The 23,890-nt window shown below is 65.2% G+C and carries 24 protein-coding genes; 13 read left to right on the top strand and 11 right to left on the bottom strand.

Annotated elements, in window-relative coordinates; translation table 11 throughout:
* Positions 1-74: 74 nt before the first annotated feature.
* From recA to AC1PPK_RS05680, 8 genes are all read left to right on the top strand, one after another.
* Positions 75-1,106 carry a recombinase RecA gene (gene recA / locus AC1PPK_RS05715; protein ID WP_481116872.1) on the top strand — a complete coding sequence of 344 codons (1,032 nt, stop codon included), beginning with the start codon at positions 75-77 and terminating at the stop codon, positions 1,104-1,106.
* 25 nt (positions 1,107-1,131) lie between these two features.
* Positions 1,132-1,581: a recombination regulator RecX gene (gene recX / locus AC1PPK_RS05710; protein ID WP_481116871.1), complete on the top strand. Its 450-nt coding sequence runs from the start codon at positions 1,132-1,134 to the stop codon at positions 1,579-1,581.
* A complete protein-coding gene (lptB, locus tag AC1PPK_RS05705; RefSeq protein ID WP_481116870.1) occupies positions 1,568-2,290 on the top strand; it encodes an LPS export ABC transporter ATP-binding protein in 723 nt (240 codons plus the stop codon). Before recX ends, lptB begins: the two co-directional genes overlap by 14 nt.
* Before the next feature lie 15 nt (positions 2,291-2,305).
* On the top strand, positions 2,306-3,766 hold the full coding sequence (locus AC1PPK_RS05700; protein WP_481116868.1) for an RNA polymerase factor sigma-54: 1,461 nt from the start codon (positions 2,306-2,308) through the stop codon (positions 3,764-3,766).
* Between the two features lie 16 nt (positions 3,767-3,782).
* Complete coding sequence (gene hpf / locus AC1PPK_RS05695; RefSeq protein ID WP_481116867.1) at positions 3,783-4,106, top strand: ribosome hibernation-promoting factor, HPF/YfiA family; 324 nt, start codon at positions 3,783-3,785, stop codon at positions 4,104-4,106.
* Positions 4,107-4,265: 159 nt separating this feature from the next.
* The gene (gene ptsN, locus AC1PPK_RS05690) at positions 4,266-4,751 is read left to right on the top strand and encodes a PTS IIA-like nitrogen regulatory protein PtsN (protein WP_481116866.1); all 486 of its coding nucleotides are present in this window, start codon (positions 4,266-4,268) and stop codon (positions 4,749-4,751) included.
* Positions 4,720-5,655 (top strand): HPr(Ser) kinase/phosphatase, encoded by a 936-nt coding sequence (hprK, locus tag AC1PPK_RS05685; protein WP_481116865.1) that lies wholly within the window; start codon positions 4,720-4,722, stop codon positions 5,653-5,655. Before ptsN ends, hprK begins: the two co-directional genes overlap by 32 nt.
* A gap of 85 nt (positions 5,656-5,740) precedes the next feature.
* Positions 5,741-5,959, top strand: coding sequence for a PsiF family protein (locus AC1PPK_RS05680; protein ID WP_481116864.1), 219 nt, complete (start codon positions 5,741-5,743; stop codon positions 5,957-5,959).
* An 81-nt stretch (positions 5,960-6,040) separates the two neighbouring features.
* Here the strand turns inward: AC1PPK_RS05680 and AC1PPK_RS05675 are convergent, their stop codons facing one another.
* The 3 genes from AC1PPK_RS05675 to AC1PPK_RS05665 all read right to left on the bottom strand — a co-directional run bounded on the left by AC1PPK_RS05675 (position 6,041) and on the right by AC1PPK_RS05665 (position 8,746).
* Entirely contained in the window at positions 6,041-6,904 is an 864-nt protein-coding gene (locus AC1PPK_RS05675; RefSeq protein ID WP_481116863.1) for an FHA domain-containing protein, read from the bottom strand.
* A gap of 89 nt (positions 6,905-6,993) precedes the next feature.
* Positions 6,994-7,929, bottom strand: coding sequence for a tRNA 2-thiocytidine(32) synthetase TtcA (ttcA, locus tag AC1PPK_RS05670; RefSeq protein WP_481118185.1), 936 nt, complete (start codon positions 7,927-7,929; stop codon positions 6,994-6,996).
* A 67-nt stretch (positions 7,930-7,996) separates the two neighbouring features.
* Positions 7,997-8,746: a pteridine reductase gene (locus AC1PPK_RS05665; protein WP_481116862.1), complete on the bottom strand. Its 750-nt coding sequence runs from the start codon at positions 8,744-8,746 to the stop codon at positions 7,997-7,999.
* A gap of 114 nt (positions 8,747-8,860) precedes the next feature.
* Here AC1PPK_RS05665 and AC1PPK_RS05660 point away from each other — a divergent pair, with 114 nt between their 5' ends.
* Positions 8,861-10,021, top strand: a complete 1,161-nt coding sequence (locus AC1PPK_RS05660) for a class I SAM-dependent methyltransferase (RefSeq protein ID WP_481116861.1) — start codon at positions 8,861-8,863, stop codon at positions 10,019-10,021.
* A gap of 57 nt (positions 10,022-10,078) precedes the next feature.
* Here AC1PPK_RS05660 and AC1PPK_RS05655 read toward each other — a convergent pair whose 3' ends face one another.
* Positions 10,079-10,285: a hypothetical protein gene (locus AC1PPK_RS05655; protein ID WP_481116860.1), complete on the bottom strand. Its 207-nt coding sequence runs from the start codon at positions 10,283-10,285 to the stop codon at positions 10,079-10,081.
* A gap of 218 nt (positions 10,286-10,503) precedes the next feature.
* Positions 10,504-11,307 (bottom strand): alpha/beta hydrolase, encoded by an 804-nt coding sequence (locus AC1PPK_RS05650; RefSeq protein ID WP_481116859.1) that lies wholly within the window; start codon positions 11,305-11,307, stop codon positions 10,504-10,506.
* A 190-nt stretch (positions 11,308-11,497) separates the two neighbouring features.
* Between AC1PPK_RS05650 and AC1PPK_RS05645 the strand changes: the two genes are divergently transcribed.
* Positions 11,498-11,695 (top strand): DUF2905 domain-containing protein, encoded by a 198-nt coding sequence (locus AC1PPK_RS05645; RefSeq protein ID WP_481116858.1) that lies wholly within the window; start codon positions 11,498-11,500, stop codon positions 11,693-11,695.
* Here AC1PPK_RS05645 and AC1PPK_RS05640 read toward each other — a convergent pair.
* The 4 genes from AC1PPK_RS05640 to AC1PPK_RS05625 all read right to left on the bottom strand — a co-directional run bounded on the left by AC1PPK_RS05640 (position 11,660) and on the right by AC1PPK_RS05625 (position 18,008).
* Positions 11,660-13,690: a transglycosylase domain-containing protein gene (locus AC1PPK_RS05640; RefSeq protein ID WP_481116857.1), complete on the bottom strand. Its 2,031-nt coding sequence runs from the start codon at positions 13,688-13,690 to the stop codon at positions 11,660-11,662. The two genes, AC1PPK_RS05645 and AC1PPK_RS05640, sit on opposite strands and share 36 nt — an antisense overlap.
* Positions 13,691-13,739: 49 nt before the next feature.
* Positions 13,740-15,023 (bottom strand): multifunctional CCA addition/repair protein, encoded by a 1,284-nt coding sequence (locus tag AC1PPK_RS05635; RefSeq protein WP_481116856.1) that lies wholly within the window; start codon positions 15,021-15,023, stop codon positions 13,740-13,742.
* On the bottom strand, positions 15,020-15,973 hold the full coding sequence (locus AC1PPK_RS05630; RefSeq protein ID WP_481116855.1) for a complex I NDUFA9 subunit family protein: 954 nt from the start codon (positions 15,971-15,973) through the stop codon (positions 15,020-15,022). The genes AC1PPK_RS05635 and AC1PPK_RS05630 overlap by 4 nt, the downstream gene beginning before the upstream one ends.
* A 70-nt stretch (positions 15,974-16,043) precedes the next feature.
* Positions 16,044-18,008, bottom strand: coding sequence for a lytic transglycosylase domain-containing protein (locus AC1PPK_RS05625; RefSeq protein ID WP_481116854.1), 1,965 nt, complete (start codon positions 18,006-18,008; stop codon positions 16,044-16,046).
* Between the two features lie 41 nt (positions 18,009-18,049).
* Between AC1PPK_RS05625 and AC1PPK_RS05620 the strand changes: the two genes are divergently transcribed.
* Entirely contained in the window at positions 18,050-18,667 is a 618-nt protein-coding gene (locus AC1PPK_RS05620; protein ID WP_481116853.1) for a 5-formyltetrahydrofolate cyclo-ligase, read from the top strand.
* Here the strand turns inward: AC1PPK_RS05620 and AC1PPK_RS05615 are convergent.
* Positions 18,657-19,574 carry a hydrogen peroxide-inducible genes activator gene (locus AC1PPK_RS05615; protein WP_481116852.1) on the bottom strand — a complete coding sequence of 306 codons (918 nt, stop codon included), beginning with the start codon at positions 19,572-19,574 and terminating at the stop codon, positions 18,657-18,659. The genes AC1PPK_RS05620 and AC1PPK_RS05615 overlap by 11 nt on opposite strands.
* A gap of 202 nt (positions 19,575-19,776) precedes the next feature.
* Between AC1PPK_RS05615 and AC1PPK_RS05610 the strand changes: the two genes are divergently transcribed.
* Together AC1PPK_RS05610 and AC1PPK_RS05605 are read left to right on the top strand one after the other, a co-directional pair.
* Complete coding sequence (locus tag AC1PPK_RS05610; protein ID WP_481116851.1) at positions 19,777-21,282, top strand: DegQ family serine endoprotease; 1,506 nt, start codon at positions 19,777-19,779, stop codon at positions 21,280-21,282.
* A gap of 316 nt (positions 21,283-21,598) precedes the next feature.
* Entirely contained in the window at positions 21,599-23,503 is a 1,905-nt protein-coding gene (locus tag AC1PPK_RS05605; RefSeq protein ID WP_481116850.1) for a TonB-dependent receptor plug domain-containing protein, read from the top strand.
* Positions 23,504-23,515: 12 nt separating this feature from the next.
* On the opposite strand, the gene AC1PPK_RS05600 is transcribed toward AC1PPK_RS05605, so the two are convergent.
* The gene (locus tag AC1PPK_RS05600; protein ID WP_481116849.1) at positions 23,516-23,854 is read right to left on the bottom strand and encodes a P-II family nitrogen regulator; all 339 of its coding nucleotides are present in this window, start codon (positions 23,852-23,854) and stop codon (positions 23,516-23,518) included.
* Between the last annotated feature and the right edge of the window lie 36 nt (positions 23,855-23,890).

Genomic DNA, 23,890 nt, shown 5'->3' with positions numbered 1-23,890 from the left:
GCGGCACCTGCGTCCACTCCTACGCAAACTCTGTGCCATAATCTCCAAAACCCTTATCACAAGGATCAAGACAAATGGATGACAACAAGGCCAAGGCTCTCGCCGCTGCTCTTTCGCAGATCGAAAAGCAATTCGGCAAAGGCTCGATCATGCGCCTCGGTGACGGCGAGGTCGAAAGCGACATCCAGACCGTGTCCACCGGCTCCCTGGGCCTCGACATCGCCCTCGGCATCGGCGGCCTGCCCCGTGGCCGGGTTGTCGAAATCTATGGTCCCGAATCCTCCGGCAAGACCACGCTGACCCTCCAGGTCGTAGCCGAGATGCAGAAGCTCGGCGGCACCGCCGCCTTCATCGACGCCGAACACGCGCTGGACGTCACCTACGCCCAGAAGCTCGGCGTGAACATCGGCGACCTGCTGATCTCCCAGCCGGACACCGGCGAACAAGCCCTCGAGATCGCCGACATGCTGGTGCGGTCCGGCGGCGTGGACGTGGTCGTCATCGACTCCGTCGCCGCCCTCACCCCGAAGGCCGAAATCGAAGGCGAGATGGGCGACCAGCTGCCCGGCCTGCAGGCCCGCCTGATGTCCCAGGCCCTGCGCAAGCTCACCGCCAACATCAAGCGCACCAACACCCTGGTGATCTTCATCAACCAGATCCGCATGAAGATCGGCGTGATGTTCGGCAGCCCGGAAACCACCACCGGCGGCAACGCGCTCAAGTTCTATGCCTCGGTGCGCATGGACATCCGCCGCATCGGCACCATCAAGAAGAACGACGAGGTGATCGGCTCCGAAACCAAGGTCAAGGTCGTCAAGAACAAAGTCGCCCCGCCGTTCCGCGAGACCCTGTTCGACATCCTGTACGGCGAAGGCACCTCCCGCGAAGGAGAGATCATCGATCTGGGCGTCCAGCACAAGTTCATCGACAAGTCCGGCGCCTGGTACGCCTACAACGGCGAGAAGATCGGCCAAGGCAAGGACAATGCCCGCGAGTTCCTGAAGACCAACCCGCACATCGCCCGCGAGATCGAGAACAAGATCCGCGTGGCCGTCGGCCTGCCCGAGATGGCGGCGCTGCCGCCGGCGGCAGCTGCAGCGGCCTGACGACGCGGACGAGAACGCTACGCCGATGGTCGCAAGCCTGCATGAACGCGCCCTGCGCTGCCTGGCCCAGCGGGAACACTCCCGCGCGGAGCTGGCGCGCAAGCTCGGCGCGCTCGGCAGCCCCGAGGAGGTCGATGCCGAGCTCGACCGCCTCGTGGACCTCGGCCTGTTGTCCGATGCCCGTTTCGCCGACGCCTACGTGCGCGCCAAGGCCAGCCGCTTCGGCGCCGCCCGCCTGAAACTGGAACTGAGCCGCCGTGGCGTATCCTCCGAACTGATCGGCGACGCGATCGACGAAAACACCGGCGAAAGCGAACTCGAACGTGCCCGCGACATCCACCGCCGAAAATTCACCACACCACCCGCAGACGCGCGAGAATGGGCACGGCAGGCGAGATTCCTTCAAGGTCGCGGCTTTTCCACCGAAATCATTCGTAGAGTCCTGAAAGAACACCCCGGCGATGAGCCTGCTTAAAGTCAGCAACCTACGCAAGAAGTACAAGGCCCGCACGGTCGTTCACGACGTTTCCTTCAACGTCGGCAGCGGCGAGGTCGTCGGTCTGCTCGGCCCCAACGGCGCCGGCAAGACCACCTGCTTCTACATGATCGTCGGTCTCGTGGCCGCCGACGGCGGCGAGATCACCCTCGACGACGAGGTGCTGACCCATCGCCCGATCCACCAGCGCGCACGCCTGGGCCTGTCCTACCTGCCGCAGGAGATGAGTGTCTTCCGCAAGCTGACGGTGGCCGAGAACATTCAGGCCGTGCTCGAGTTGCAGAGCCTCTCCAAGGCGCAGATCGCCAGCCGCCTTGACGAGCTGCTGAACGAGCTGGGCATCGAGCACCTGCGCGACAGCACCGCCATCTCCCTGTCCGGCGGCGAACGCCGACGCTGCGAGATCGCCCGTGCCCTGGCCACCGACCCGCGCCTGATCCTGCTCGACGAACCCTTCGCCGGCGTCGACCCGATCGCCGTCATCGACATCCAGAAGATCATCCGCTTCCTGAAGGACAAGGGGATCGGTGTGTTGATCACCGACCACAACGTCCGTGAAACCCTCGGCATCTGCGACCGTGCCTTCATCATCAACGCCGGCGAGGTGCTGGCCAGTGGCCGCCCGGACGAGATCGTTCACAACGAACAGGTCCGCCAGGTATACCTCGGCGAGCACTTCAGGCTCTGAGGCCCGATACGACTCATGAAGCCCAGCCTCCAGCTAAAACTCTCCCAGCATCTCGCGCTGACACCTCAGCTGCAGCAGTCCATCAAGCTGCTGCAGTTGTTGACCCTCGAACTCAACCAGGAGATCGAGAAGATCCTCCTGGAAAACCCCATGCTCGAGCGGGAAGAGCCCGAGGGCGACCTTGGCTCGAGCCGCGTCGAGGCCCCCGGCCCCGTGGCGCCGGCAGGCAGCGAAGCCGCGCACGAACGCGAGCAGGAGCAATCCCGGGAGTCGGAACGCGAGCGCGAACCGGACCATGATTTCGACAGCAGCGGCGAAGCCGGTGAATGGGCTGCAGCGGGCAGTGGTGGGCAACGCGACGACGATGACGAGACCGACTTCCAGGAGTTCCAGGCCGCCGTGCCGTCCCTGCGCGACCACCTGGACGCCCAGGTTGCGCTGACGCCGCTGTCCGACCGGGACCGGGCGCTGGTGCGCTTCCTCATCGAGGCCCTCGACGACGACGGCTACCTCAGCCAGGATCTGGCCGATCTGCTGCCGCTGCTGCCCCCCGAACTGGAAATCGAACTGGACGATCTCAAGATCGCCCTGCGCCAGATCCAGAGCCTGGACCCGGCCGGCATCGGCGCCCAGGACGTGGGCCAGTGTCTGGCCCTGCAGTTGCACACCCTGCCCCCCAGCGAGGCCCGTGAACTGGCCATCGCAATCGTCAGCGAGCATCTCGAACTGCTCGCCGCCCGCGACTTCCTGAAGATCAAGCGCGCACTGCGCTGCAGCGACGACACCCTGCGCGAAGCCCACGCCCTGATCCTCGGCCTCAACCCGCGCCCCGGTGCCCAGTTCTCCCAGGCCGACACCCGCTACGTGGTGCCCGACGTGGTGGTCCGCAAACAGCGCAGCAACTGGGTCGTCAGCCTCAACCCAGATGCGATGCCGCGTTTGCGCATCAACCAGCTGTATGCCCAGATCCTGCGCGACAACCGTGGCGCCAGCGGTTCCCTGTCCAGCCACCTGCAGGAGGCGCGCTGGCTGATCAAGAACGTGCAACAGCGTTTCGACACCATCCAGCGGGTTTCGCAAGCGATCGTTGACCGCCAGCGCCAGTTCTTCGATTATGGCGATGTGGCAATGCGACCGCTGACCCTGCGGGAAATTGCCGAACAACTGGATCTACACGAATCCACCGTTTCGCGGGTGACCACCCAAAAGTACATGGCCACACCGCGGGGCATTTTCGAGTTCAAGTATTTTTTCGGCAGTCACGTTGCCACCGACAGCGGTGGGGCTGCTTCCTCGACGGCGATTCGGGCGCTGATTCGCCAGCTCGTGGGAGCGGAAGACAAGAAGAAACCCTTGTCCGACGCCAAGATTGCCGAGTTGTTGGGCCAGCAGGGTATCGTCGTGGCTCGTCGGACAATTGCAAAATACCGCGAGTCCCTCGATATTCCGCCGGTCAGTCTGCGCAAAACCATCTGACAGAAAGGTAGCAACCATGAACCTCAACATCACGGGGCATCACGTCGAAGTTACGCCGGCCATCCGCGAGTACGTCACGAGCAAGCTGGACCGCGTGATCCGTCACTTCGACAACGTCACCAGCGTCGGCGTGATCCTCTCGGTGGAAAAGCTGCGTCAGAAGGCCGAAGTCACCGTGCACGTGCGCGGCAAGGACATCTACGTCGAGAACGAAGATGCCGACATGTACGCAGCCATCGACGGGCTGATCGACAAGCTTGATCGTCAGGTCCTGAAGTACAAGGACAAGACCAGCGACCACGGTCACGACTCCCTGAAGCAGCACCTCGCCGAGTCCTGATTCCCGGCGTCGAGTAATACCCTTTTCCCCGGGACCGTTGTGGCTATAATGCGCCCCAATTGACACAACGGCCCCGGCGGCCTCCGCCTCCGGATCTTCCTGAATCGCCTTTCACCGGCAACCTGTGTCGGCCCGTTCCGCACACGGGAGAGTCCTCGCATGAACCTCATCGCCAAACTTCTGCCGCCGACCAATGTAGTCGTCGGACTCGAGGCGAGCAGCAAGAAGCGCGCTTTCGAGCAAGCCGGCCTGCTGTTCGAGAACAACCACGGCATCGGCCGCAGCACCGTCTTCGACAGCCTGTTTGCCCGCGAGAAGCTCGGCTCGACCGGCCTCGGCCAGGGCATCGCCATTCCTCACGGCCGTATCAAGGGCCTCAAGGAGGCGCTGGGTGCGTTCATCCGCCTCGCCGACCCGGTTCCCTTCGACGCCCCCGACGGGCGTCCCGTATCGATGCTGTTCGTGCTGCTGGTACCCGAGCAGGCCAACGAGCACCACCTCCAACTGCTGTCCGAACTGGCTCAGATGTTCAGCGACCGCAGCTTCCGAGAACAATTAATGAGCGCGCCCGATGCCCAGGCCGCCCATACCCTTTTCGCCCAATGGGGCAGCCATGCGTCAGACGACGGTCAGCCGGCTGTTTGACGACAATCTGGAGCGCCTCCGGCTGCGCCATATATGCGGCAGCCTGGCGACCCGCATTTCGGTCTCCGAAGACCGTATCTGGCCCGCCGACATGGTCGGCCACCTCAACCTGATCCACCCGGACCGCCTGCAGATCCTCGGCGCCTCCGAGATGGCTTGGGCCCGCCGCCAAACCCGCGAGAAGGTCATCCACCACGTCCGGGAGATTCTCTCCTACGCCCCGCCGGCGCTCATCGTCGCCGACGATGAGGAGATCCCGAGCATCATCCGCACGCTGTGCGCGAACGAGGACATCGCCCTCTTCGCAAGCCCGCTGCCGTCCGCCAACGTCATCGACCTGCTGCGCAGCTACCTGTCGCGACAGTTAGCCGAAAGGGTCGCGCTGCACGGGGTGCTGATGGACGTGCTGGGCCTCGGCGTGTTCATTACCGGCGACTCAGGTGCCGGCAAGTCGGAACTGGCGCTGGAACTGATTTCCCGCGGCCACGGTCTGGTGGCCGACGACATCGTCGAGTTCTCGCGCATCGCCCCGACCGTACTGGAAGGACGCTGCCCCGAATTACTGCAGGACGTCATAGAGGTGCGCGGTCTCGGCATCCTCAATATCCGCACGATATTTGGCGAAACGGCCTGCCGGCGGAAGATGAAGCTCAAGCTGGTGGTCCACCTGCAGCGCCGCCAACCGGGCCAGGAAGACCCGCTGCGCCTGACCCTCGACGGCGAACAGCAACCCATTTTAGGCGTGCCGGTGCGCCGTGTCGTGTTGCCGGTTGCGGCCGGCCGCAACCTCGCCGTACTGCTCGAGGCCGCCGTGCGCTCGACGATCCTGCTGTTGCGCGGCATCGACTCCACGCAGGAATTCGTCGACCGCCAACGTCGCGCGATGGAAGAAAGCGGCTTCTAGCCGCCGCTGCCACAACTCGTCGCAAACGACGCATCGACGCACCTCTCCACCGTCAATTGCGGGTCTCACGGTACGTTTGTGATCCGTGCGCAATGCCGACAAACCGTCCATACGAGAAGAGTGGCATGATGAAAAAATGATATTGAGCGTCGTCATTTCTCTGTTTGCTGCCGGCCTGGCCCCCGCAGCCTTTGCCACGACAGGCCAGCAGAACGAGATGAAGTCCTGTAACAAGGAAGCCGACGAGAAGGCACTGAAGGGCGACGAACGCAAAAAGGTCATGAGCGGCTGCTTGAAAGTCTGAATTGCCGCACAGGCTTCATACATGAACAGAGGGCCGCAATTGCGGCCCTCTGTCATTTGATCCAACACGCCTCCAGCAACATCATCCAAGGGCAAACGCCACCACGTCCGACATGTTGTCGCCGACGGAAAAGCCGCAGCCGATATGCCCCTTCTCGCCGAGGATGAACTCCTCGCGCTTGACGCAGTGTTCGGGGCTGCCCTCCTCAAGCAGGAAGGTGCCGTTGGTGCTCGAATCGGCCAGATAGAACAACCCATTACGAAGCTCGAGACGGGCATGCTGACGCGATACACGCGGATCGGTGATCACAATATCGTTACCGGTATCACGCCCGAACAGCAGGGCCGGGCGGGCCACATCGATCACCCAACTGCGCCCGCGATAACTGATTCGCATGTGCTTATGAGCCTGCAGTGCCTCATGGCGCAGTTCGGCAGGCGTGGGCGGTGGAGCCTCCCCCAGTTCGAGAACGGGAATGGGCATTTCGCCTGCTCCATCCCCTGCCTGTCCCAGCATGCGACGCAGCGACGGCGCTAATATCCGTCCCAGGTTTTCCGATACCGCGATACTGTCAGGGGCATGACTCTCGACCAGCAGCACGGCCAGCTTTTCAGCCTCCAGCCCCAGCCCATCGGCTTCCGTTTCCAGCACCACCCCAGCTTTCAGCATCAGCTTGATACCGCTCATCGGCGGCAGGGCCCGCACCCGCTCACGCATCTCCCGCGCGGCCAACAGGGCTGCATCCGCATCCATAAAGTGCGCCACCAGCGATGCCTTCTTGACCGCGAAGCCGATGGCCTGATAGGCCTCGGCGCAGCGCGACATACGATTCAGGCTGCGTTCGACCGCATAGGCCGCCTCGGCCTCACCCAGCTTTTCGGCAAGGAGAATACCGCCGGCAATTTCGGCAAGGAGGAGGCAGGGCGCCTTGGCGCGATCAGGCATGCTGAACGACTCCGTAATCCGCACTAGGCGGAAGAAAGTTGGCCCGGATCGCACGGCCTTCGGCCAGAGCGGTGCAAAGGTTCATGACATCAGCTCTTCCAGATTCCGATCGGGATGGCTGCAGCCCCCTCCGGATGGACCGGCAATTCCGGTTTGTCGAAAACGATGTCGCCCTGCTCGACCTGCGTGTCTCGCGACACGTTACGGAAGTCGAACAATTCGGCATCCGCCATGTGGGATGGCACGACGTTCTTCATGGCGGTGGCAATCGACACAATACGCCCCGGAAAACGCTCGTCCCAGTCACGCAGCATGGCCTTGATCTGCTTGCGCTGCGCATTCTCCTGGCTACCGCACAGGTTGCACGGAATGATCGGGTACTCCATGCCACGGGCGAAACGCTCGATGTCCTTCTCAGAACAGTAAGCCAGCGGCCGGATCACCACATTCTGCCCGTCGTCGCTGACCAGCTTCGGCGGCATTCCCTTCATCTTGCCTCCGAAAAACATATTCAGGAACATGGTTTCGATCATGTCATCGCGATGATGGCCGAGGGCAATCTTGGTTGCGCCGAGTTCCTTTGCCGTGCGGTAAATGATGCCTCGTCGCAGGCGCGAACACAGTGAGCAGGTCGTCTTACCTTCAGGAATCTTGTCCTTGACAATTGTATAAGTGTCTTCGGTAACGATCCGGTATTCCACGCCCACCGATTCGAAGTACGCCGGCAACACGTGATCCGGAAAGCCGGGCTGCTTCTGGTCGAGGTTCATCGCGACGATACGGAAGTCGATCGGAGCGCGCTCCCGCATTTCCATCAGCAGGCTCAGCAGTGTGAACGAGTCCTTCCCGCCCGACAGGCAGACCATGACCACGTCGCCGTCCTCGATCATCCTGTAATCGCCGATTGCCTCGCCGACCTTGCGCATCAGGAATTTCTTCAGGCGCAGGAGCGTATTGGAGTGGCGACCTTCCGTTTCGGGTTGCTCGGCGGCGGGGCTGGCGAGGGCTGGCACTACTTGTTCCATGTCAATCAAATTTCCGAAGATTATAGTCCGATCACACAATTGCCGATCGGCATAAATGTTAAATGGCTTATAAATGGGCGCTTCGCCCACCATCCACCGATAAAATCTGCCCTGTAACGTATGGTGCGTCGAACAGCAGGAAGCGCACAGTACGCGCGATGTCGGACGGCGAGCCGACCCGCCCCAGCAAGGTATGGGCGACGATGCGCTCCCGCTCCAGCGACGGAAACTGTCCATCGTCAGGCCATTCGATCGCCCCCGGCGCGACGCCGTTCACTCTTACACGAGGCGCCAGTTCCTGCGCCAACGCACGGGTCAGCCCCAGCAGGCCAGCTTTTGCGGCACAGTACAAAGGGTAGCCCTTCAACGGCCGTTCGGCATGGATGTCGATGATGTTCACGATCGCGCCACCACTCGCCATGAGATGTGGTGCCGCAGCCTGGGCCAGGAACAGCGGCGCTTTCAGATTGGAACCGATCAGATCAATCCATGCCGTTTCGTCGATCTCGCCGAGCGCGGTCGGGAAGAAACTCGACGCATTGTTGACCAGCCCATCGAGTCGCCCGAAATGCGCCACGGCGGACTCAACCAAGCCGGGCAAGCACGAGCAGTCCAGCAGGTCCGCCTGCAGCGCTACCGCCGAGCCCGGACGCACGCGTTCCAGCGCGGCGACCAAGGCCTCGGCCTCGCTGCGGGAGTGGCGATAATGCACGGCCACCCGCGCACCAGCCGCATGGATGCATCGCACTAGTTCGGCGCCGACGCGCCGCGCACCGCCCGTCACTAGCACGACCGGGGCGATCGGATCTTCAATCATGACTACCAAGGGGAGCAAATTCAAGCGAAGGGCGTAATCATACGGTGCCCACCCCCTCGACGGTGCACTGCAACGAACGGGTAAAATGCGGATTTTCCCCTATCCGCCGCTGCCATGAACCTGCCCCAGCCCTCGCCCGACGCCCTCGAACAGAGCGCGCGCCTCGTTTCCCGCCTGCGCAGCCTGATCGAGGCCCAGGACGGCTGGATCTCCTTCGCCACCTACATGGCCGAAGCCCTATATACGCCTGGTCTCGGCTACTACAGCGGCGGTGCCCACAAGTTCGGGCCGGGCGGCGACTTCATCACCGCACCGGAACTCACCCCTTTGTTCGGGCAGGCCCTGGCAGCCCAGGTCCAGCAGGTCATGGGATTGTCGACACCGCACATCATCGAGGCCGGTGCCGGCACCGGCCTGCTGGCCGCCGACCTGCTGCTGGAACTGGAGCGCAGCGGCACGCTGCCGGACAGCTACGGCATCCTCGAAGTATCCGGTGAGCTACGCGAACGCCAGTTCGACACCCTCGCCGCCAAGGCGCCCCACCTGGCATCCCGCGTCCGCTGGCTGGACAGCCTGCCGGAGCGCTTCTCCGGTGTGCTGGTCGCCAACGAAGTGCTCGACGTGATGCCGGTACATCTCGTCGCCTGGCGGCCCGACGGCATCTTCGAGCGGGGCGTGGCCCTCGGCGCCGACGGCAGTTTCGTGTGGGCCGACAAGCCGGCAACGGGCAAGATCGCCGAGGCCGCCGCCGCCCTCGACGTGCCGCTGCCCGAAGAAGGGGAATACGTCAGCGAGATCAACCTCGCCGGGCGGGCGTGGATCGCCGAATGGGCGGCACGCCTGGAGCGCGGGGCCATGCTGCTGGTGGACTATGGTTATCCGCGGGCCGAGTACTACCTCGACAGCCGTGCCACCGGCACCCTGCTGTGCTACTTCCGCCATCACGCCCACGGCGATCCCTTCCTGTGGCCGGGGCTCAACGACATCACCGCCTTCGTGGATTTCACCGCCATAGCCGAAGCCGGCTTCGAGGCCGGGCTCGACGTGCTCGGCTACACAAACCAAGCCACGCTGCTGTTCAATTGCGGCGTGCTGGACTGCCTGGCCCGCCGAGGACCGGAAGACAGCGTGGATTACATCCGCGCCTCCAAGGCCGTACAACGCCTCACCGGCCCCCACGAAATGGGCGAGTTGTTCAAGGTTATCGCGCTCGGCAAGGACATCACCCAGCCGCTTCTCGGTTTCCTCCGCGGCGACCGCCTCCACGCGCTCTAAAAGGTAAAAAGGCCTGCGGGCTCGATGAGCCGGCAGGCCTGACGGGAACCACGAGTCCTACTCCTGGTAGCGATAGACCGCAGCCAAGAAGGCCTCCACGTCAGTGGGCACGGCATGCTGCCCGCGCCCGACGCTCGCCACCTCCTGCAGCCCCAGCGCCAGTTCGGGAGGCAAGGGGTTGGCATTCAGCACCTCATCCCCGTACGCCATGCCGACCTCTTCGACCGGCTCGCCGTAGATCCGAGTACCACTTTCCATATCCATGCTGATCACCATATCGGCCTCCGTTGCGGGTAAGGGAAAAAATCAGGCCCGCTGATGTATCTAACGGCTGCAGCCTCCAAAGGTTGAAGGAAAATCGGTACGGAACCCCTGCAGCCGCCTCCGCACCCTCTCGTTCACGGTTTCAGCATGGTCGACGGCGCGGCGCGCCGCCATGACAGACTTCACAGCACGGGCGAGACACGGCCCGTTCGGTGCCTTTACAGGCCTTTTTCCTTCATCCAGCGCACAATCGGCTCGGCCGCCAGGCGCCAGTCCGACTCCATCATCAGACCATGCCCGAGGCCCGGCAGGATCTGCGCCTTGACCCCGTAGCGGGCCGCCGTCATGCGCACCTGGTCCGGCGGGATCAGCACATCGTACTCGCCACCGAGCACGAGCATTGGCGGAATCTGCATGCGCGTCAGGAAGGGCAGGTCGAACAGCGACATATCCCATATCGCACGGTGGGATTCCGGCTGACACAGGTGGTAATAGCGCTGCAGACGGTCCAGTTCGATCGCCTCGTGGAACAGCGCGTCCCGCAGGGTTTCCATCTGCGGCTGGCCGCCGCCCATCAGGCGGTTGAGATCGCCGAGCAGGTGCGGCCGCGCGAACGCCAGGCCGAAAGCCGAGCCAAGCAAACCCTGCGGCGGTACCGAGGACATCAGCACCACGCCGGGCGCCGAGTGGTTCTCGAGGAATTTCTGCACCACCATACCGCCCATCGAGTGCCCGACCAGCACCGGCGGCGCCGGCAGCGCGGCCGCCACCTCGGCCACGTCGGCCACGTAGTCGGCGATGGAAAAGCTGTCCAGGTAGGCCCGCCCGCGGCTCTTCCCATGCCCCGACAGGGATATGGCATACGCCGTGTAGCCCTGCTCGGCAAACCAAGACAGGAAGAACTCATCCCAACACCAGGCGGCCGTGTAGGCGCCATGGACGAACAGCAGGGGCGTTTCGTGGGCTGCGCCGGCCGGCGCACGACAGAGGACTTCCAGATCACCGAAACGGGAGCGGTTCATGCACACGCCCTCTGAAGAGAGACGGTTGGAAATGGCAGGCGGGAGATCGGCGTCATGGGGTGGACATGAATATGTATTGTTGTAGGTCCAGAACTTACAGCACACACGGGCGGGGCGAAAGCAGAAAACATGTTGCTGCGCAGAAAACTGCGGTTAAATCGGGACTTTGAATGACGGAAGGCGACGGGCAATGCTCAAATGGCTGCTGGCCATCGTGGTGGTGGCCGTGGTTTCCGGACTCGGCTCCAGCCTGCCGCTGCGGCGCTGGCGCATCGGGCACCTGCCTGGCGACCTGCATTTCGACCTCTTCGGGCGGCACATCCACATCCCACTCACCAGCACCCTGCTGATGTCACTGGCTGTCTGGCTGCTGATCCGGGCGCTGTAGCGGCTCAAGAGGTGCCCGCACGGCAAAGATCACGCTATCGAGAACCTGGCCGTCAGCTGACATCAGCTCTAGCACGTGCCGACCAGCCACCGGCCGCCAGGCAATCCGCTCGCCGCTCCCGAGGTCCTCACCATTGAGACGCCACCTAGCCCCTGCCGGCATGTGAGTGGCCTCGAAATACACCTTGAAACCCTCGTCACGCAGCAGCGCCATGGCGTCCACCAGTACGCCATTAAGAGGTTGAGCGATGCGCGGCAGCAGTCGCGGTACCGCAACCCGTTCCACCTCGGTGCCGCGGATGAACCACTCCCGTCGCGGACTCTCGACCGGCGGCTCGAACACCACCAGACTCGACACTACCCCCGGTGGCGGCAACGGTCGAGACGGCGTCTGGCCCCGCAACAGGCCGCGCAGGATGTCGTGCCAGGCCTGGCTGCCAACCTGCGGAGCGTTGCGCAAGCCGGCGACCCACAGGACGATCGTGAAACGCTCGGAGAAGCCCACCGCCAGCGTCTCGCGGCTGTCCGCTGCGTACTGCCGAAAGGCGAAAGGCTGCGGATTGCCGTCGGCATCCGGCGCGGCCAGCATATCGGCCACGATGAAGCTGGCCTCCGGGCGCAGCACACGGCGTGACGGGCGCTCCGAGGCGGCCAGGAAGCGCGGCGCCTGCCATTGCCCACCGACCGCCAGGCTGCGGTAGAGGGCCGCCAGCGGCAGCAAGGCGAGTTCGGCGCCACCACCGCGCACATCCACATCGGCCTGGCGCAGACGATCCGGCAGGCCATCCGCCACCAACCGGCCCACTGCCAGGGCCGGATCGCTCATGCCCTCCACCAGCGCCCGCCGCACGCTGACCCACATGCGCTCGTCGGGCAGCGTCGGAGCGTGATTGGCCAGCGACTCCTCCATCAGGCTGGCCGCCGTGATCAACCGACGCTCCAGCGCCAGACCGTAGGCAAAGGGAGACAACAGACTGCCCGGATTGCGTGGCGTGAGCGCGTGGTCGGGCGCCGCGTAATCGGGCGCCCCGACATAGGCCAGCACCTCGCCGGTGGGATTGTCGAGCACAACGGCAGCTGCCTCCAGCGTACCTAGGCGATGCAGCACCGACGTCACGCCACGCTGGATGTCCGCATCCAACGTGGTCGTGAGGCGGTCGCCGGGATGCTGAAGGAGCAGCCGTCCGGCCTGGGAAGCCAGCTCCCAGCGCGGCCCGGTATGCTGGCGATCCAGATTGTTGGCGGCCAGGCGCTGGGCTGCGGTACAAGCCGATGGTGCATTGAGGCGCTCCGCCAGCACGCAGGCCCGGTGGGCCACCACGTCGGGCTTGGCATTGGGGCCACGCAGGAGAACGGACAGGATCAGCGCCTCGGGGCGCCCCAGCTCGGTCGGCGACTTACCGAACAGCGCCCGTGCCGCCGCATGGACGCCCTGCAGGTCACCACGGAAGGGCGCCAGATTGAGATAGGCTTCGAGGATCTGCTCCTTCGTCCACCGGGTCTCCAGCGCCTGCGCGGCCAGGGCCTGGTCCCACTTCTGGCCGAGGCTGCGCCGCGGCATGCCATCACGGCCGAGCGCCAGTTCCGGGTCGAGCAGGCCCGCCACCTGCATCGATAGGGTCGAGGCGCCGCGCTTGCGGTCGTACCACAGGTTGTGCCACAGGGAGCCGGCGAAGGCCTTCCAGTCGACGCCGGAATGCTCGAAAAAACGCTTGTCCTCCGCTGCCAGCAGGGCTTCCTTCAACGATGGGGACAGGCTGTGCAACCCCACCCATTCCAGGCGGCGCACATGGGGATTGAGGCGCCTCTCGGCCAATGGTGTTCCATCCCGGGCGAGCAGGACACCCACCGACGGCACGGCACCGGCCTTGACCTCGGAAAAGGCCGGGATCGGCTGCATTGCGACGGCAGAAACGGCCAGACCCAGGCCGCAAGCCAGCAGGGCTATTCGCCGGACCAGATAGGACGCGACAGGCAAATCGATGAGCGAGCGCATGGAAGTGCGCGCATTGTAGGTTGCAATGACGGCGGCGTGCGTGGAATGGCTAACGAGTTTCCTCCGGACAGACGCCCCGCCCCTCGCCTGCATCTCCGACGGCATCTCCCTCGCTCACTCCGCGGCCTTCCAGCTGACGCACCGCCGCCACCCGTGCCACATGGACCTCGACCGGGATACGCGCCTTGTCCGCCACGCCGCGGGCGATGGCGCCCGCATCGACGCCGCGCACCGCGGCAAGCGCCGCGAGCAGGCGCTCGCGCTGGGGATAGGGTCGCGCCTCGTATGTGCCTCGCCCCCGGTAGTCGCAGGCACAGGCGTCGAGCAGTGCGACGAAGCGCTCGGGCCGGCGCAGGCCGTCGCAGCGCTCGATGAGCTTGACCACGGTCTCGGCACGCAGGACCTCGCCCTGGTGCACGATGCCGTGCTCACGGGCCATCATCAGCGCCAGGTCGCGGCAGTCGACCGGGCACTTGAGGCGCTGGCAAACGTCCCGCGCCAGCCTCTCGCTGGCCGCCTCGTGACCGTAGTGATGAGGCAGCACATCCGCCGGCGTGACACCCTTGCCCAGATCGTGCAACAGGCAGGCCAGCCGCCCGGGCAGGGCCAGGCCGTAGGCAGCGGCCCGGTCGAGGACCATCAGCACATGAACGCCGGTGTCACCTTCCGGGTGGTATTGCAGCGGCTGCGGCACGCCGAACAGGCGATCCACCTCCGGCAGCAGCCGGGCCAACGCGCCGCAGTCGCGCAGGACCTGGATCATCCGCGCCGGACGCGCCTCCATCAGGCCACGGGCGAGCTCCTGCCAGACCCGCTCCGGCACCAGCGCATCCACCTCGCCGGCGGCGACCATCGCGCGCATGAGTTCGAGGGTTTCCGGCGCCACCGTGAAATCGGCGAAGCGAGCAGCGAAACGCGCCAGTCGCAGGATGCGCACCGGGTCCTCGGCAAAGGCCGGACTGACATGGCGGAACACTCGGCTTTCCAGGTCGCGGCGCCCACCGTAGGGATCCACCAGCATGCCGTCGTCGTCACGCGCAATCGCGTTGATGGTCAGGTCGCGGCGGGCCAGATCCTCCTCCAGCGTGACATCCGCCTCGGTGTGGAAGACGAAGCCGGCGTAGCCGGGCGCGGTCTTGCGCTCGGTGCGTGCGAGTGCGTACTCCTCGTGGCTGCGGGGATGGAGGAAGACCGGGAAGTCCTTGCCGACCGGCGTATAGCCCTGGGCCAGCAGGGTTTCGGGGGTGGCGCCGACGACCACCCAGTCCCGGTCCTTGACCGGCAGGCCGAGCAGCTCGTCGCGGATGGCGCCACCGACACAGTAGATTTTCATGGGCGATGGAGCTGGAAGGCGGTGTAGCGTCCGCGCTTGTTGAGGGATCCGAGGTAACACGGCGCCACCGCCTCGAGGGCCGTCGGATGGCGGCCCCACGGCTGGGGTGGGCCGCTGGCAACGTTGGGAACGCGCATCGAACGCACGTTGTCGCGGCTCATCAACGGCCCAGGCAGGCATTCGAGCAGCACCGCCTGCAGCATGGCCAGGCCTTCCGGCAGCGGAATCACCGGACGCGGGTGGCCAGTAATGAGGCCGACGTATTCGACGAGCTCCTGCAGGCTATACGGCCGCGGACCGGCCAGTTCGAAGGTCTGGCCCGCGGCATCCGGCCGTTCGAGGGCCTCGGCCACCACCTCCGCCACGTCACCCACATAAACCGGCTGAAAGCGCGCCTTCGCGCCGCCGAGGGGCAGCACCGGGAAACGCCGGAGCAGACCGGCAAAGAGGTTCAGGAAACGGTCGCCGGGCCCGAAGATCACCGACGGGCGCAGGATGGTCCAGCCGATGTCGGGCGCCGCGGAGCGGATCGCCGCCTCACCGTCGGCCTTCGAGCGCAGGTATTCGGACGGTCCGTCCGCCGCCGCGCCAAGGGCGCTGATATGCACGATGCGCTGCACGCCGGCCTCGCGGGCGGCGGTGACGATGCTTTCCGGGAGGACTACGTGGGCATGGGCGAAATCCGGCCCATAGGGATGGCCGGAGCGGGAATGCAGCACGCCGACGAGATTCACCACCGCATCGACGCCGGTCATCAGCACCGCCAGCTCAGCCGGATCGCCCACGTCCGCCTCGACCACGTCGGCGGTCGGCAGGGCCAGCAGGTGGCGCACCCGCTCGCGGTGGCGCGTGGGAATCAACAGGGTCTTGCCGGATGCGGCCAGGCGGGCGGCGACCGCGGTACCGACGAAACCGCTACCGCCGATGAGGAGAACTGTGCGGATGAACATGATGACGATTCCCGAGCAATGCGACTGCTCTACAGATCGCCATACCGCAAAAGAATTCCCTCCGCAACACTCATTCCAGCCCAGCTCCCGGCGCGGGGCTGCCCAGGTCGCTGCCGCCACTGCCGTCGCTGGCCGAGATGGTGCCCAGACGCCCCTTCAGGGACGGCGCCTTCCCGTCGAGCAGCGCGGAGTAGATGACGCTGTTGGCCATCACCTTCTTCACGTAGTCGCGGGTTTCGTTGAAGGGAATGGTTTCCGCGTACACCGCACCTTCGAGGGGCTTGCTGTCCTTCCACTTCTTGGCCCGGCCAGGGCCGGCGTTATAGGCGGCGGAAGCCAGCACCGGGTGGTTGTCGAGACCAGCCAGCACCATGCGCATGTAGGTAGTCCCGAGCATCACGTTGGTGTCCGGGTCCTGCAACCAGCCCACGTTGAAGCCCTTCATGCCAAGCTTGCCGGCGACCCACTGGCCGGTGGCCGGCATGATCTGCATCAGCCCCTGGGCACCGACGCCGGAGCGGGCGGCAGTGACGAAGCGGCTCTCCTGGCGCATCAGGCCATAGACCCAGCCGGTGTCCAGATCGCGGCTCTTCGCGTTGGGCTCGATGCGGTCGCGGAAAGGCGCCAGGTAGCGCAGGCTGTAGTCGTGCTCGTTGCGGGTGCGGTCCGCCGCGTTGATGGCCCGGTCGTAGATGCCGAGCTGCTGGGCCAATTGAGCCGCGGCGAGCAGGAAGCGGTCGTCCTTGTTGCGCAGCGTCCAGTTCCACTCACGGGTGCCTTCGGTGCGCAGGTCCAGGCGGAACAGCACGATGGCCCGCTGCAGGCCCGGCGTCTGGCGCGCCAGCTCGGCCTCGTCGGCGCTGGTGGCGCGCGCCTTGGCCGGCAGCGTGAAGGTCTGGCCTAGCTCTTCGCCGGCCAGGATGCTGTAGAAGGTCGGATGGCCGGCGATGCGCGCGAACTCCTTGCGGGCAGCCTCGCGGTTGCCGAGGGCCTGCTGGGCGCGGCCGAGCCAGTAGCCCCAGTCCGGCTGCTCGCGCAGGGACGGCGGCATGGCCTCGACGGCGCTGCGCACCGCACGCCAGTCCGCTGCACGCAGCGCCGCGCGCACGCGCCAGGCAGCCTGCTCGTCGGACATCGGAGTATCGCCGGCGGCCTTGAACCAGGCGTTGGCTTCCGGCAGCAGGCGCGCCGCCGCCTGCCAGCCGATCTGCCCCAGCGCATAGGCGCGGTCGCTGCTCAACAAACGCTCGTCGATGCGCGCATAGCGCACATAGGCGGCCGGCGGATCATCACGGGCAATGCGGGCCAGGGCAATCAGCGCCAGCTCGCGTCCCTGGCGAGACGCCGAGAAATTGATCGGCAGGCGGTCGAAATAGGTCGTCGGATTGGTGCTGGCCTTGTCAAGGTCGGACGGGGCGGGCTGCTGGTCCGCCGGCAACCAGCTCGCCACCGCGCGCGCACCGGCGAGGCGCTTGGCCTCCATCAGGCGACGGATGCGGAACCACATGTCGTCCGGGCTGACCAGGGCTTCGCGGACCAAGGCCTGCAGCACCGGTACGCAGCTGTCGGGCGTATCCACCAGCACGAACCACAGCGGACGGGCGTCTTCTAGCGCCGTCCGGTCACCGTTCTGCAGGCGAGCCTGGAACTGGTAGCACTTCAGGTCCTGCTCCGGCTGCTCCATGTTCGGGAACTCTCCGGCCAGCTGGACCCAGTCACCGCGCTTGCCGAGGTTGCGCAGCCATTCACCGCGCAGCTTCTCGGCCAGCCAACTGCCGGAATAGCGCTGCAGGAAATCCTGGATACGCGCTGCATCCACGTCGGCGGACCGGGCGACCTGGTTGGACAGCGCCCAGTACTCGGGATAGGGATCGAGGACGTGCCCCGTGGGAGGCGCAAGCTGGACGAGACGGTTACGGTCGCCGCTGCGCGCAGCATCCTTGGCGAGCAGTATCCTCTCGTCACCAGGATCACCACCGGCCGGCAAGGCCAACCACAACACTGCCGCCAGCACGGCCCACACGCTATTCTTCATTGCTTTTACGTCCTGCATCGATGCCATCGGAGAATAGCACAGTGACCCCTCCCCTCCCCCGCCCAAGTGCGGATCCGGACGCTACCGTTGCCGCGCTGCGACAAAATTTAAGAAAAACCCGCATCGCCGCACGGGAACAACTCCCTGCCGCCGAACGCGCAGCCCTTACGCGCCGTATAGAGGATCATCTGGACCGCCTGCTGGACGAGCTCACGCCGAAGATCGCAGCCTTTTGCTGGCCGTGGCGCGGAGAAGTGGATCTGGTGCCATGGGCGCAACGCTGGCTGGCCGCCGATACGACGCGACAGATGGCACTGCCGGTGGTCCGGACACCGGGCACGCCGATGGTCTTCCTGCACTGGCATCCGGAGGTGCCGATGGAAACAGATCACCACGGCATCCCGATTCCCGCCGGCTCTGAAATCCTGCAGCCCGAGCTGATCCTGGTGCCCCTCAACGCCTTCGATGCGGCGGGTTACCGCCTCGGCTACGGGGGTGGCTATTTCGACCGCACGCTGGCGGCCCTGCAACCGGCGCCGCTATGTGTCGGCGTGGCCTTCGAGCTGGCGCGGGTGGACGACACCTTTCCCCAGATCCACGATCATCCGATGGACTGGATCGTTACCGAGGCCGGGGCTTTCCGGGCCGTTAGCGATTGACCGGCCGCACACCTGCCAGCGGGCTAGCCAGGATGGCCGAGCGGATCACATCGATGGCGCCGCTACGCGGATAGGTAACCCGCCAGGCCAGTGCGACGCGACGGAACGGCTCCGGTACCACAAAGGGACGCACGCTGAGCAACGCATTGCCGTCCGGCAGTGGGTCGGCCGCGCTACTCGGCAGCACGGTGATGCCGGCACCAGTGGCCACCATGTGGCGGATAGTCTCCAGCGAACTACCTTCCAGCGTGCGCTGCAGACCTTCACCGCTGCGGCACATCGGGCACACCTCCAGCACCTGGTCGCGGAAACAGTTGCCGGCCCCGAGCAGCAGCAGCGGCGCCTCGGCCAGGCTGGAGGCGGCGATCGCCTCTTCCTTCTCCCACGCATGGCCGGCCGGCATCAGCACGCGGAAAGGTTCGTCATAGACGGCCTGGGTAACGATGCCGGGCTCCTCGAACGGCAGTGCCACGACGATCACGTCCAGGTCGCCGCGCTTGAGGGATTCGGCCAGCCGGGCGGTATAGTTTTCCTGGATCAGCAGCGGCATCGACGGTGCCGCCTCATGCACACGCGGGATCAGGTGCGGCAACAGGTAGGGCCCGATGGTGTAGATCACGCCGACCTTCAGCGGACCGGACAGGGGGTCGCGGCCGGCAGTGGCGAGTTCCTTGATCTGGCCCGCCTCGAGCAGCACCTTTTCGGCCTGGGCGACGATGCGGGCGCCGATGTCGGTGATCTTCACATCGGCGGCGCTGCGCTCGAAGAGCGTCACGGCCAGCTCTTCCTCGAGCTTTTTGATCGCCACCGACAGGGTCGGCTGGCTGACATTACAACGTTCGGCGGCATGCCCGAAATGACGCTCGCGGGCCAGAGCAACGAGATAGCGGAGATCGGTCAACGTCATGGAACACACCTGCAATGGTGATAGAGATTAACTATACAACGCCCGCACCAAAAAACAGCGTTTGTGTATGCAGGACGACAGTAAAGCAGCCCTCTTGCAGTCTGTCCGATCAACCCCACTTTTGTAAGCGATTGTTGTAGCAGGGAACACGACGCCGCGGCGCGGCGTCCATAAATCCGGATAAAAACTACAGGAGTTGCGCATGAAATCTGCCGTGCTTCGTTCCAGCCTCGCCTTTTCCGCCGTCGTCCTGGCCCTAACAGGCTGCCTGCAGGAGGGCGGCGCCATTTCCCCGTCCCACGCCGTCAGCACGCCACCGGCGGTCGCCCCTGCGGCCCCGTCCGCCGCTGCGGCCACCCGCTACGGACTGCCGGATTTCTCGGGATTGGTCGAACAGGTGGGGCCGGCAGTCGTCAATATCAGCGTCACCCAGAAGGTCAGCCGCGGCGATGCCACCTCCGGCGACGACCCATTCGCGGACGACCCCTTCTACGACTTCCTGCGCCGCTTCGGCATCCCCGTGCCCGGTGCTCCAGGCAACGGTGGCGGACGCGGTGGCCGGATGCCCGAGCAGATCCAGCGGGGCGTCGGCTCTGGCTTCATCGTCAGCGCCGACGGCTACGTGCTGACCAACGCCCACGTGGTGGACGGCGCCACCGAGGTCACCGTCCGGCTGACCGACAAGCGCGAGTTCAAGGCCAAGGTAATCGGTTCCGACAAGCGCACCGACGTGGCGCTGCTGAAGATCAACGCCAGCGGCCTGCCCTACGTGAAGACCGGCGATGCCGAACGCAGCAAGGTCGGCGAGTGGGTCGTCGCGATGGGCTCGCCCTTCGGCTTCGAGAACACCGTGACCGCCGGCATCATCAGCGCCAAGGCGCGCCGCCTGCCGGACGAGACCTACGTGCCCTTCATCCAGACCGACGTGGCGATCAATCCGGGCAACTCCGGCGGGCCGCTGTTCAACCTGGCCGGCGAAGTGATCGGCATCAACTCGCAGATCTACTCCCGCTCCGGCGGCTTCATGGGCATCTCCTTCGCGATCCCCATCGACGTGGCGCTGAAGGTCAAGGATCAGCTGCAGAAGTACGGCAAGGTGTCCCGTGGTCGCCTCGGTGTGGCCATCCAGGGCCTCGACGCCGACCTGGCCCAGAACTTCGGTCTCGACAAGCCGACCGGCGCGCTGGTCGCCAACGTTGAAGCGGGCTCGCCGGCAGAGAAGGCCGGACTGCAGGCGGGTGACGTGGTCCTCGGCGTCAATGGCCAGAAGGTGGACAGCTCCGCCGATCTGCCGCGCATCATCGGCGAGTTGAAACCCGGCTCGGTGGTGCGCCTGTCGATCTGGCGCGACCGCAAGGCCCGGGAGCTCAACGTCACCCTTGGCGAACAGGTCGCCGAACGCAGCCTCGCCTCCACCCCGGAGCACAAGTCCGAAGCAACCAGCAGCAAGCTGGGCCTGACCGGCCGCGCGCTGACCACCCAGGAAGCCTCCCGCCTCGGCGTATCCGGCGGCCTGCTGGTCGAAGACGCCGCGGGCCCCGCCGCCAAGGCCGGACTGCAGGCCGGCGATGTGATCCTTGGGATCAACAACCAGCCGATCACCACTGCAGAGCAGTTCCGCAAGCTCCTCGACGCGGCCGGCAACCGCTTCGCGCTGCTGGTTCAGCGCGGCGGCAGCCGGATCTTCGTGGCCGTACGTCTGTCCTGAGCCCGACAAGCAGCCCCATACCAGCCGGTGTGGGGCTGCCCGCATGAGCCACCAAACTGGTGTGATAACTCATTTACAACGGATGACATGATTCACAACCCGACAAGGGCGGGGTCGATATAATTGGAAGATTATGGGGGCGACGTGGAACGTCAGGGAGACCCCCACTTCCACCACAATAAAAAATCGCTCAATGCCCTTGCTGACTATTCGGCAGGCCCTACCTGCTGCGCTGGCTGGTTTACTGTGTCTGCCCACGCTCCATGCCCATGCGCAGAGCCGGACTGACAGTGCGGAGTCCCCTTTTTTCGAAGAGTTGCCCACAGTTCTGTCGGCATCCCGCCTGCCTCAGGTCCTCAACGAGGCACCGGGTGCAGTGACCATTCTCGACCGTGAGTTCATCCGTGCCACCGGCTACCGGGATGTCGCCCGCCTGCTGCGTCTCGTTCCCGGCATGCAGGTCGGCCAGGAACGCGGCCACGCCCAGTGGGTGACCTATCACGGCCTCGGCAGCGACTATCCGACGGAGATCCAGGTCCTCATCGATGGCCGCTCGGTATATGCGCCGAGCTCCTTCGGCGGCGTCGACTGGTCCGCGCTCCCCCTCACCATCCAGGAAATCGAGCGCATCGAGGTTGTCCGCGGCACCAACTCCAATGCCTACGGCGCCAACGCTTTCCTGGGCGTGATCAACATCATTACCCGCCACAGCCACCAGGACCACGGCGCATCCGGCCAGGTCAATGTCGGCCAGCATGGCATCGCCGACCTGTACGCGAGCTGGACGGGTGGTAGCGACGGGCTGGGCGTCCGCATGTCCGCAGCCCAGACGCGGGACAACGGCTTCAGCGCCCTGAACGACTCCCGCCGCACCCAGACCCTCAGCCTGCGCAGCGACTATCGCCTGAATGCCCGCGACGAGCTGACGCTGCGTGCCGGGTACAGCCGCGCCCAGCGGGGGCTCGGCTATCCCGATTCGCTGTTCGACAACAATGCGGAACGGAATAGCGACTCCGAGGCGTCGACAATCCATATGACATGGCGCCGGACGCTCGACGAGAACGAGGAATGGCTCGTCAGCCTGTACCGCAACCACGAAGCCGGCACGGAGAAATGGCTGGCCTCGGCGCCCCCCGCCTTTCCGGCCGTCCCGCTGAATCGCAGCCGCGACAGTGATCGCACCAACGCGGAGATCCAGCATCGCTTCGCGCTGACCTCCCAGGCCCGCATGGTGTGGGGTCTCGAAGCGCGCCGCGATTCGACGGACGCATCCTTCCTGTTCGCAGGCCAGAAACCACCGGTTCTCGACCTGTATCGCGGATTCGCCAACCTTGACTGGCACCTGACCCCCGAGTGGCAGCTCAACCTCGGCGGCCTGCTGGAGAAGAACAGCGGGATGGCCGGCCAGTTCATCCCGCGCGCCTTCCTCAACTGGCAGGCAAGTCCTCGTGACACCTTCCGGGCCGGTTACGCGCGGGCCTGGCAGCAGCGCAACCTGTTCGACCTGTACGGCGATGTGCGGGCCTACGATCCCAAATCGGGCATCCTGGTGTCCTGGCCTTACGTGTCCAATCCCAATCTGCGCACGCCGTACGTGGATACCGTCGAAGTGGGCTACCTCGGCCGCTTCCCGGCCCTCGACGCCACGCTGGACGTGCGCATTTTCAACGAACGCATCACCGATTTCGTCGTCCGGCAGACGGTGCCCTCCCCGGCCGGCCCGCTGCCGCTACCGCTGCCCAGCTCCCAGTTCGTCAATGTGGACATCCCGGTCGAGCTGCGCGGCATCGAATACCAGCTCCGCACCAAACCCTGGACCGGCGGCGAAGTGCTGTTCAGCCACACGCTGATCGATCGCCGCGTCAATGACCGGTCCATCGCCGAACGCACCTCGCCCTATTCGGCCAGCCTGACTTGGCTGCAGGACTACGGCAGTGGCTGGAAGAGCACGGCCAGCCTGCTGCGCATGGGCCCGCTGGCCGGCGGCTACGGCTACGTGGCGGGCTATGACTACGTGTCGCGCCCCTACACCACCCTCGACCTGCGCATCGCGCGCAACTTCCGCATGGATGGACGCCTGGTGGAAGTGGCGCTGAACGGAATCAACCTGGGCTCGTCGCACCAGGAGATCACCGACCGCTCGGAGCAGTTCCTGCACCCCGACCGGCCGGTGAATCCAGCCTCCAGCATGATCTGGCTGTCCGTCGCCATCGATCTCTGAGCGCCCGGCGCCTCAGACCTGCGGAGCGCCGTCGACGGTCTTGCGGATGAACACCGCGCGGTCCACATCCACCACCCACACCAACCCATCACCGGTCTGACCGGTGCTGGCAACCTGCACGATCTGCTCGACCAGCGCATCCACCAGCTCATCGGGCGCGATGATCTCAACCCGTACCTTGTCGCTGAAATCCGTCAGCTCGTCCTTGATGGTGGCCGGTATGTGACGCACTGTGGCGCCGCAGCCCACCGCCTTGCTGATGGTCATCCCGGGAAAGCCCGGCACGGCCCGCAGTACCTCGCGCAGGCGGGGCAGTTTCTGTGGCCGGATGACGGCACGTATCTCTTTCATGATGTCTCCTTCGTACTGCGGCGGGCTGCCCCGCAG

This window comes from Zoogloea sp. JDB1, assembly GCF_056724025.1.
The sequence above is the reverse complement of the archived record's forward strand: the minus strand, read 5'-3'. Positions and strand labels throughout refer to the sequence as shown.

What these genes read in the sequence shown, in the direction of transcription:
- hprK (WP_481116865.1), top strand. Translation starts at nt 4,720, where the DNA reads ATGCGTCAGACGACGGTCAGCCGGCTGTTTGACGACAATCTGGAGCGC.
- AC1PPK_RS05615 (WP_481116852.1), bottom strand. Translation starts at nt 19,574, where the DNA reads ATGACGTTGACCGATCTCCGCTATCTCGTTGCTCTGGCCCGCGAGCGT.
- AC1PPK_RS05665 (WP_481116862.1), bottom strand. Translation starts at nt 8,746, where the DNA reads ATGATTGAAGATCCGATCGCCCCGGTCGTGCTAGTGACGGGCGGTGCG.
- AC1PPK_RS05610 (WP_481116851.1), top strand. Translation starts at nt 19,777, where the DNA reads ATGAAATCTGCCGTGCTTCGTTCCAGCCTCGCCTTTTCCGCCGTCGTC.
- ttcA (WP_481118185.1), bottom strand. Translation starts at nt 7,929, where the DNA reads ATGGAACAAGTAGTGCCAGCCCTCGCCAGCCCCGCCGCCGAGCAACCC.
- AC1PPK_RS05640 (WP_481116857.1), bottom strand. Translation starts at nt 13,690, where the DNA reads ATGCGCTCGCTCATCGATTTGCCTGTCGCGTCCTATCTGGTCCGGCGA.
- AC1PPK_RS05660 (WP_481116861.1), top strand. Translation starts at nt 8,861, where the DNA reads ATGAACCTGCCCCAGCCCTCGCCCGACGCCCTCGAACAGAGCGCGCGC.
- recX (WP_481116871.1), top strand. Translation starts at nt 1,132, where the DNA reads ATGGTCGCAAGCCTGCATGAACGCGCCCTGCGCTGCCTGGCCCAGCGG.
- hpf (WP_481116867.1), top strand. Translation starts at nt 3,783, where the DNA reads ATGAACCTCAACATCACGGGGCATCACGTCGAAGTTACGCCGGCCATC.
- AC1PPK_RS05645 (WP_481116858.1), top strand. Translation starts at nt 11,498, where the DNA reads ATGCTCAAATGGCTGCTGGCCATCGTGGTGGTGGCCGTGGTTTCCGGA.
- ptsN (WP_481116866.1), top strand. Translation starts at nt 4,266, where the DNA reads ATGAACCTCATCGCCAAACTTCTGCCGCCGACCAATGTAGTCGTCGGA.
- recA (WP_481116872.1), top strand. Translation starts at nt 75, where the DNA reads ATGGATGACAACAAGGCCAAGGCTCTCGCCGCTGCTCTTTCGCAGATC.
- AC1PPK_RS05635 (WP_481116856.1), bottom strand. Translation starts at nt 15,023, where the DNA reads ATGAAAATCTACTGTGTCGGTGGCGCCATCCGCGACGAGCTGCTCGGC.
- AC1PPK_RS05625 (WP_481116854.1), bottom strand. Translation starts at nt 18,008, where the DNA reads ATGAAGAATAGCGTGTGGGCCGTGCTGGCGGCAGTGTTGTGGTTGGCC.
- AC1PPK_RS05650 (WP_481116859.1), bottom strand. Translation starts at nt 11,307, where the DNA reads ATGAACCGCTCCCGTTTCGGTGATCTGGAAGTCCTCTGTCGTGCGCCG.
- AC1PPK_RS05655 (WP_481116860.1), bottom strand. Translation starts at nt 10,285, where the DNA reads ATGGATATGGAAAGTGGTACTCGGATCTACGGCGAGCCGGTCGAAGAG.
- AC1PPK_RS05675 (WP_481116863.1), bottom strand. Translation starts at nt 6,904, where the DNA reads ATGCCTGATCGCGCCAAGGCGCCCTGCCTCCTCCTTGCCGAAATTGCC.
- lptB (WP_481116870.1), top strand. Translation starts at nt 1,568, where the DNA reads ATGAGCCTGCTTAAAGTCAGCAACCTACGCAAGAAGTACAAGGCCCGC.
- AC1PPK_RS05630 (WP_481116855.1), bottom strand. Translation starts at nt 15,973, where the DNA reads ATGTTCATCCGCACAGTTCTCCTCATCGGCGGTAGCGGTTTCGTCGGT.
- AC1PPK_RS05600 (WP_481116849.1), bottom strand. Translation starts at nt 23,854, where the DNA reads ATGAAAGAGATACGTGCCGTCATCCGGCCACAGAAACTGCCCCGCCTG.
- AC1PPK_RS05700 (WP_481116868.1), top strand. Translation starts at nt 2,306, where the DNA reads ATGAAGCCCAGCCTCCAGCTAAAACTCTCCCAGCATCTCGCGCTGACA.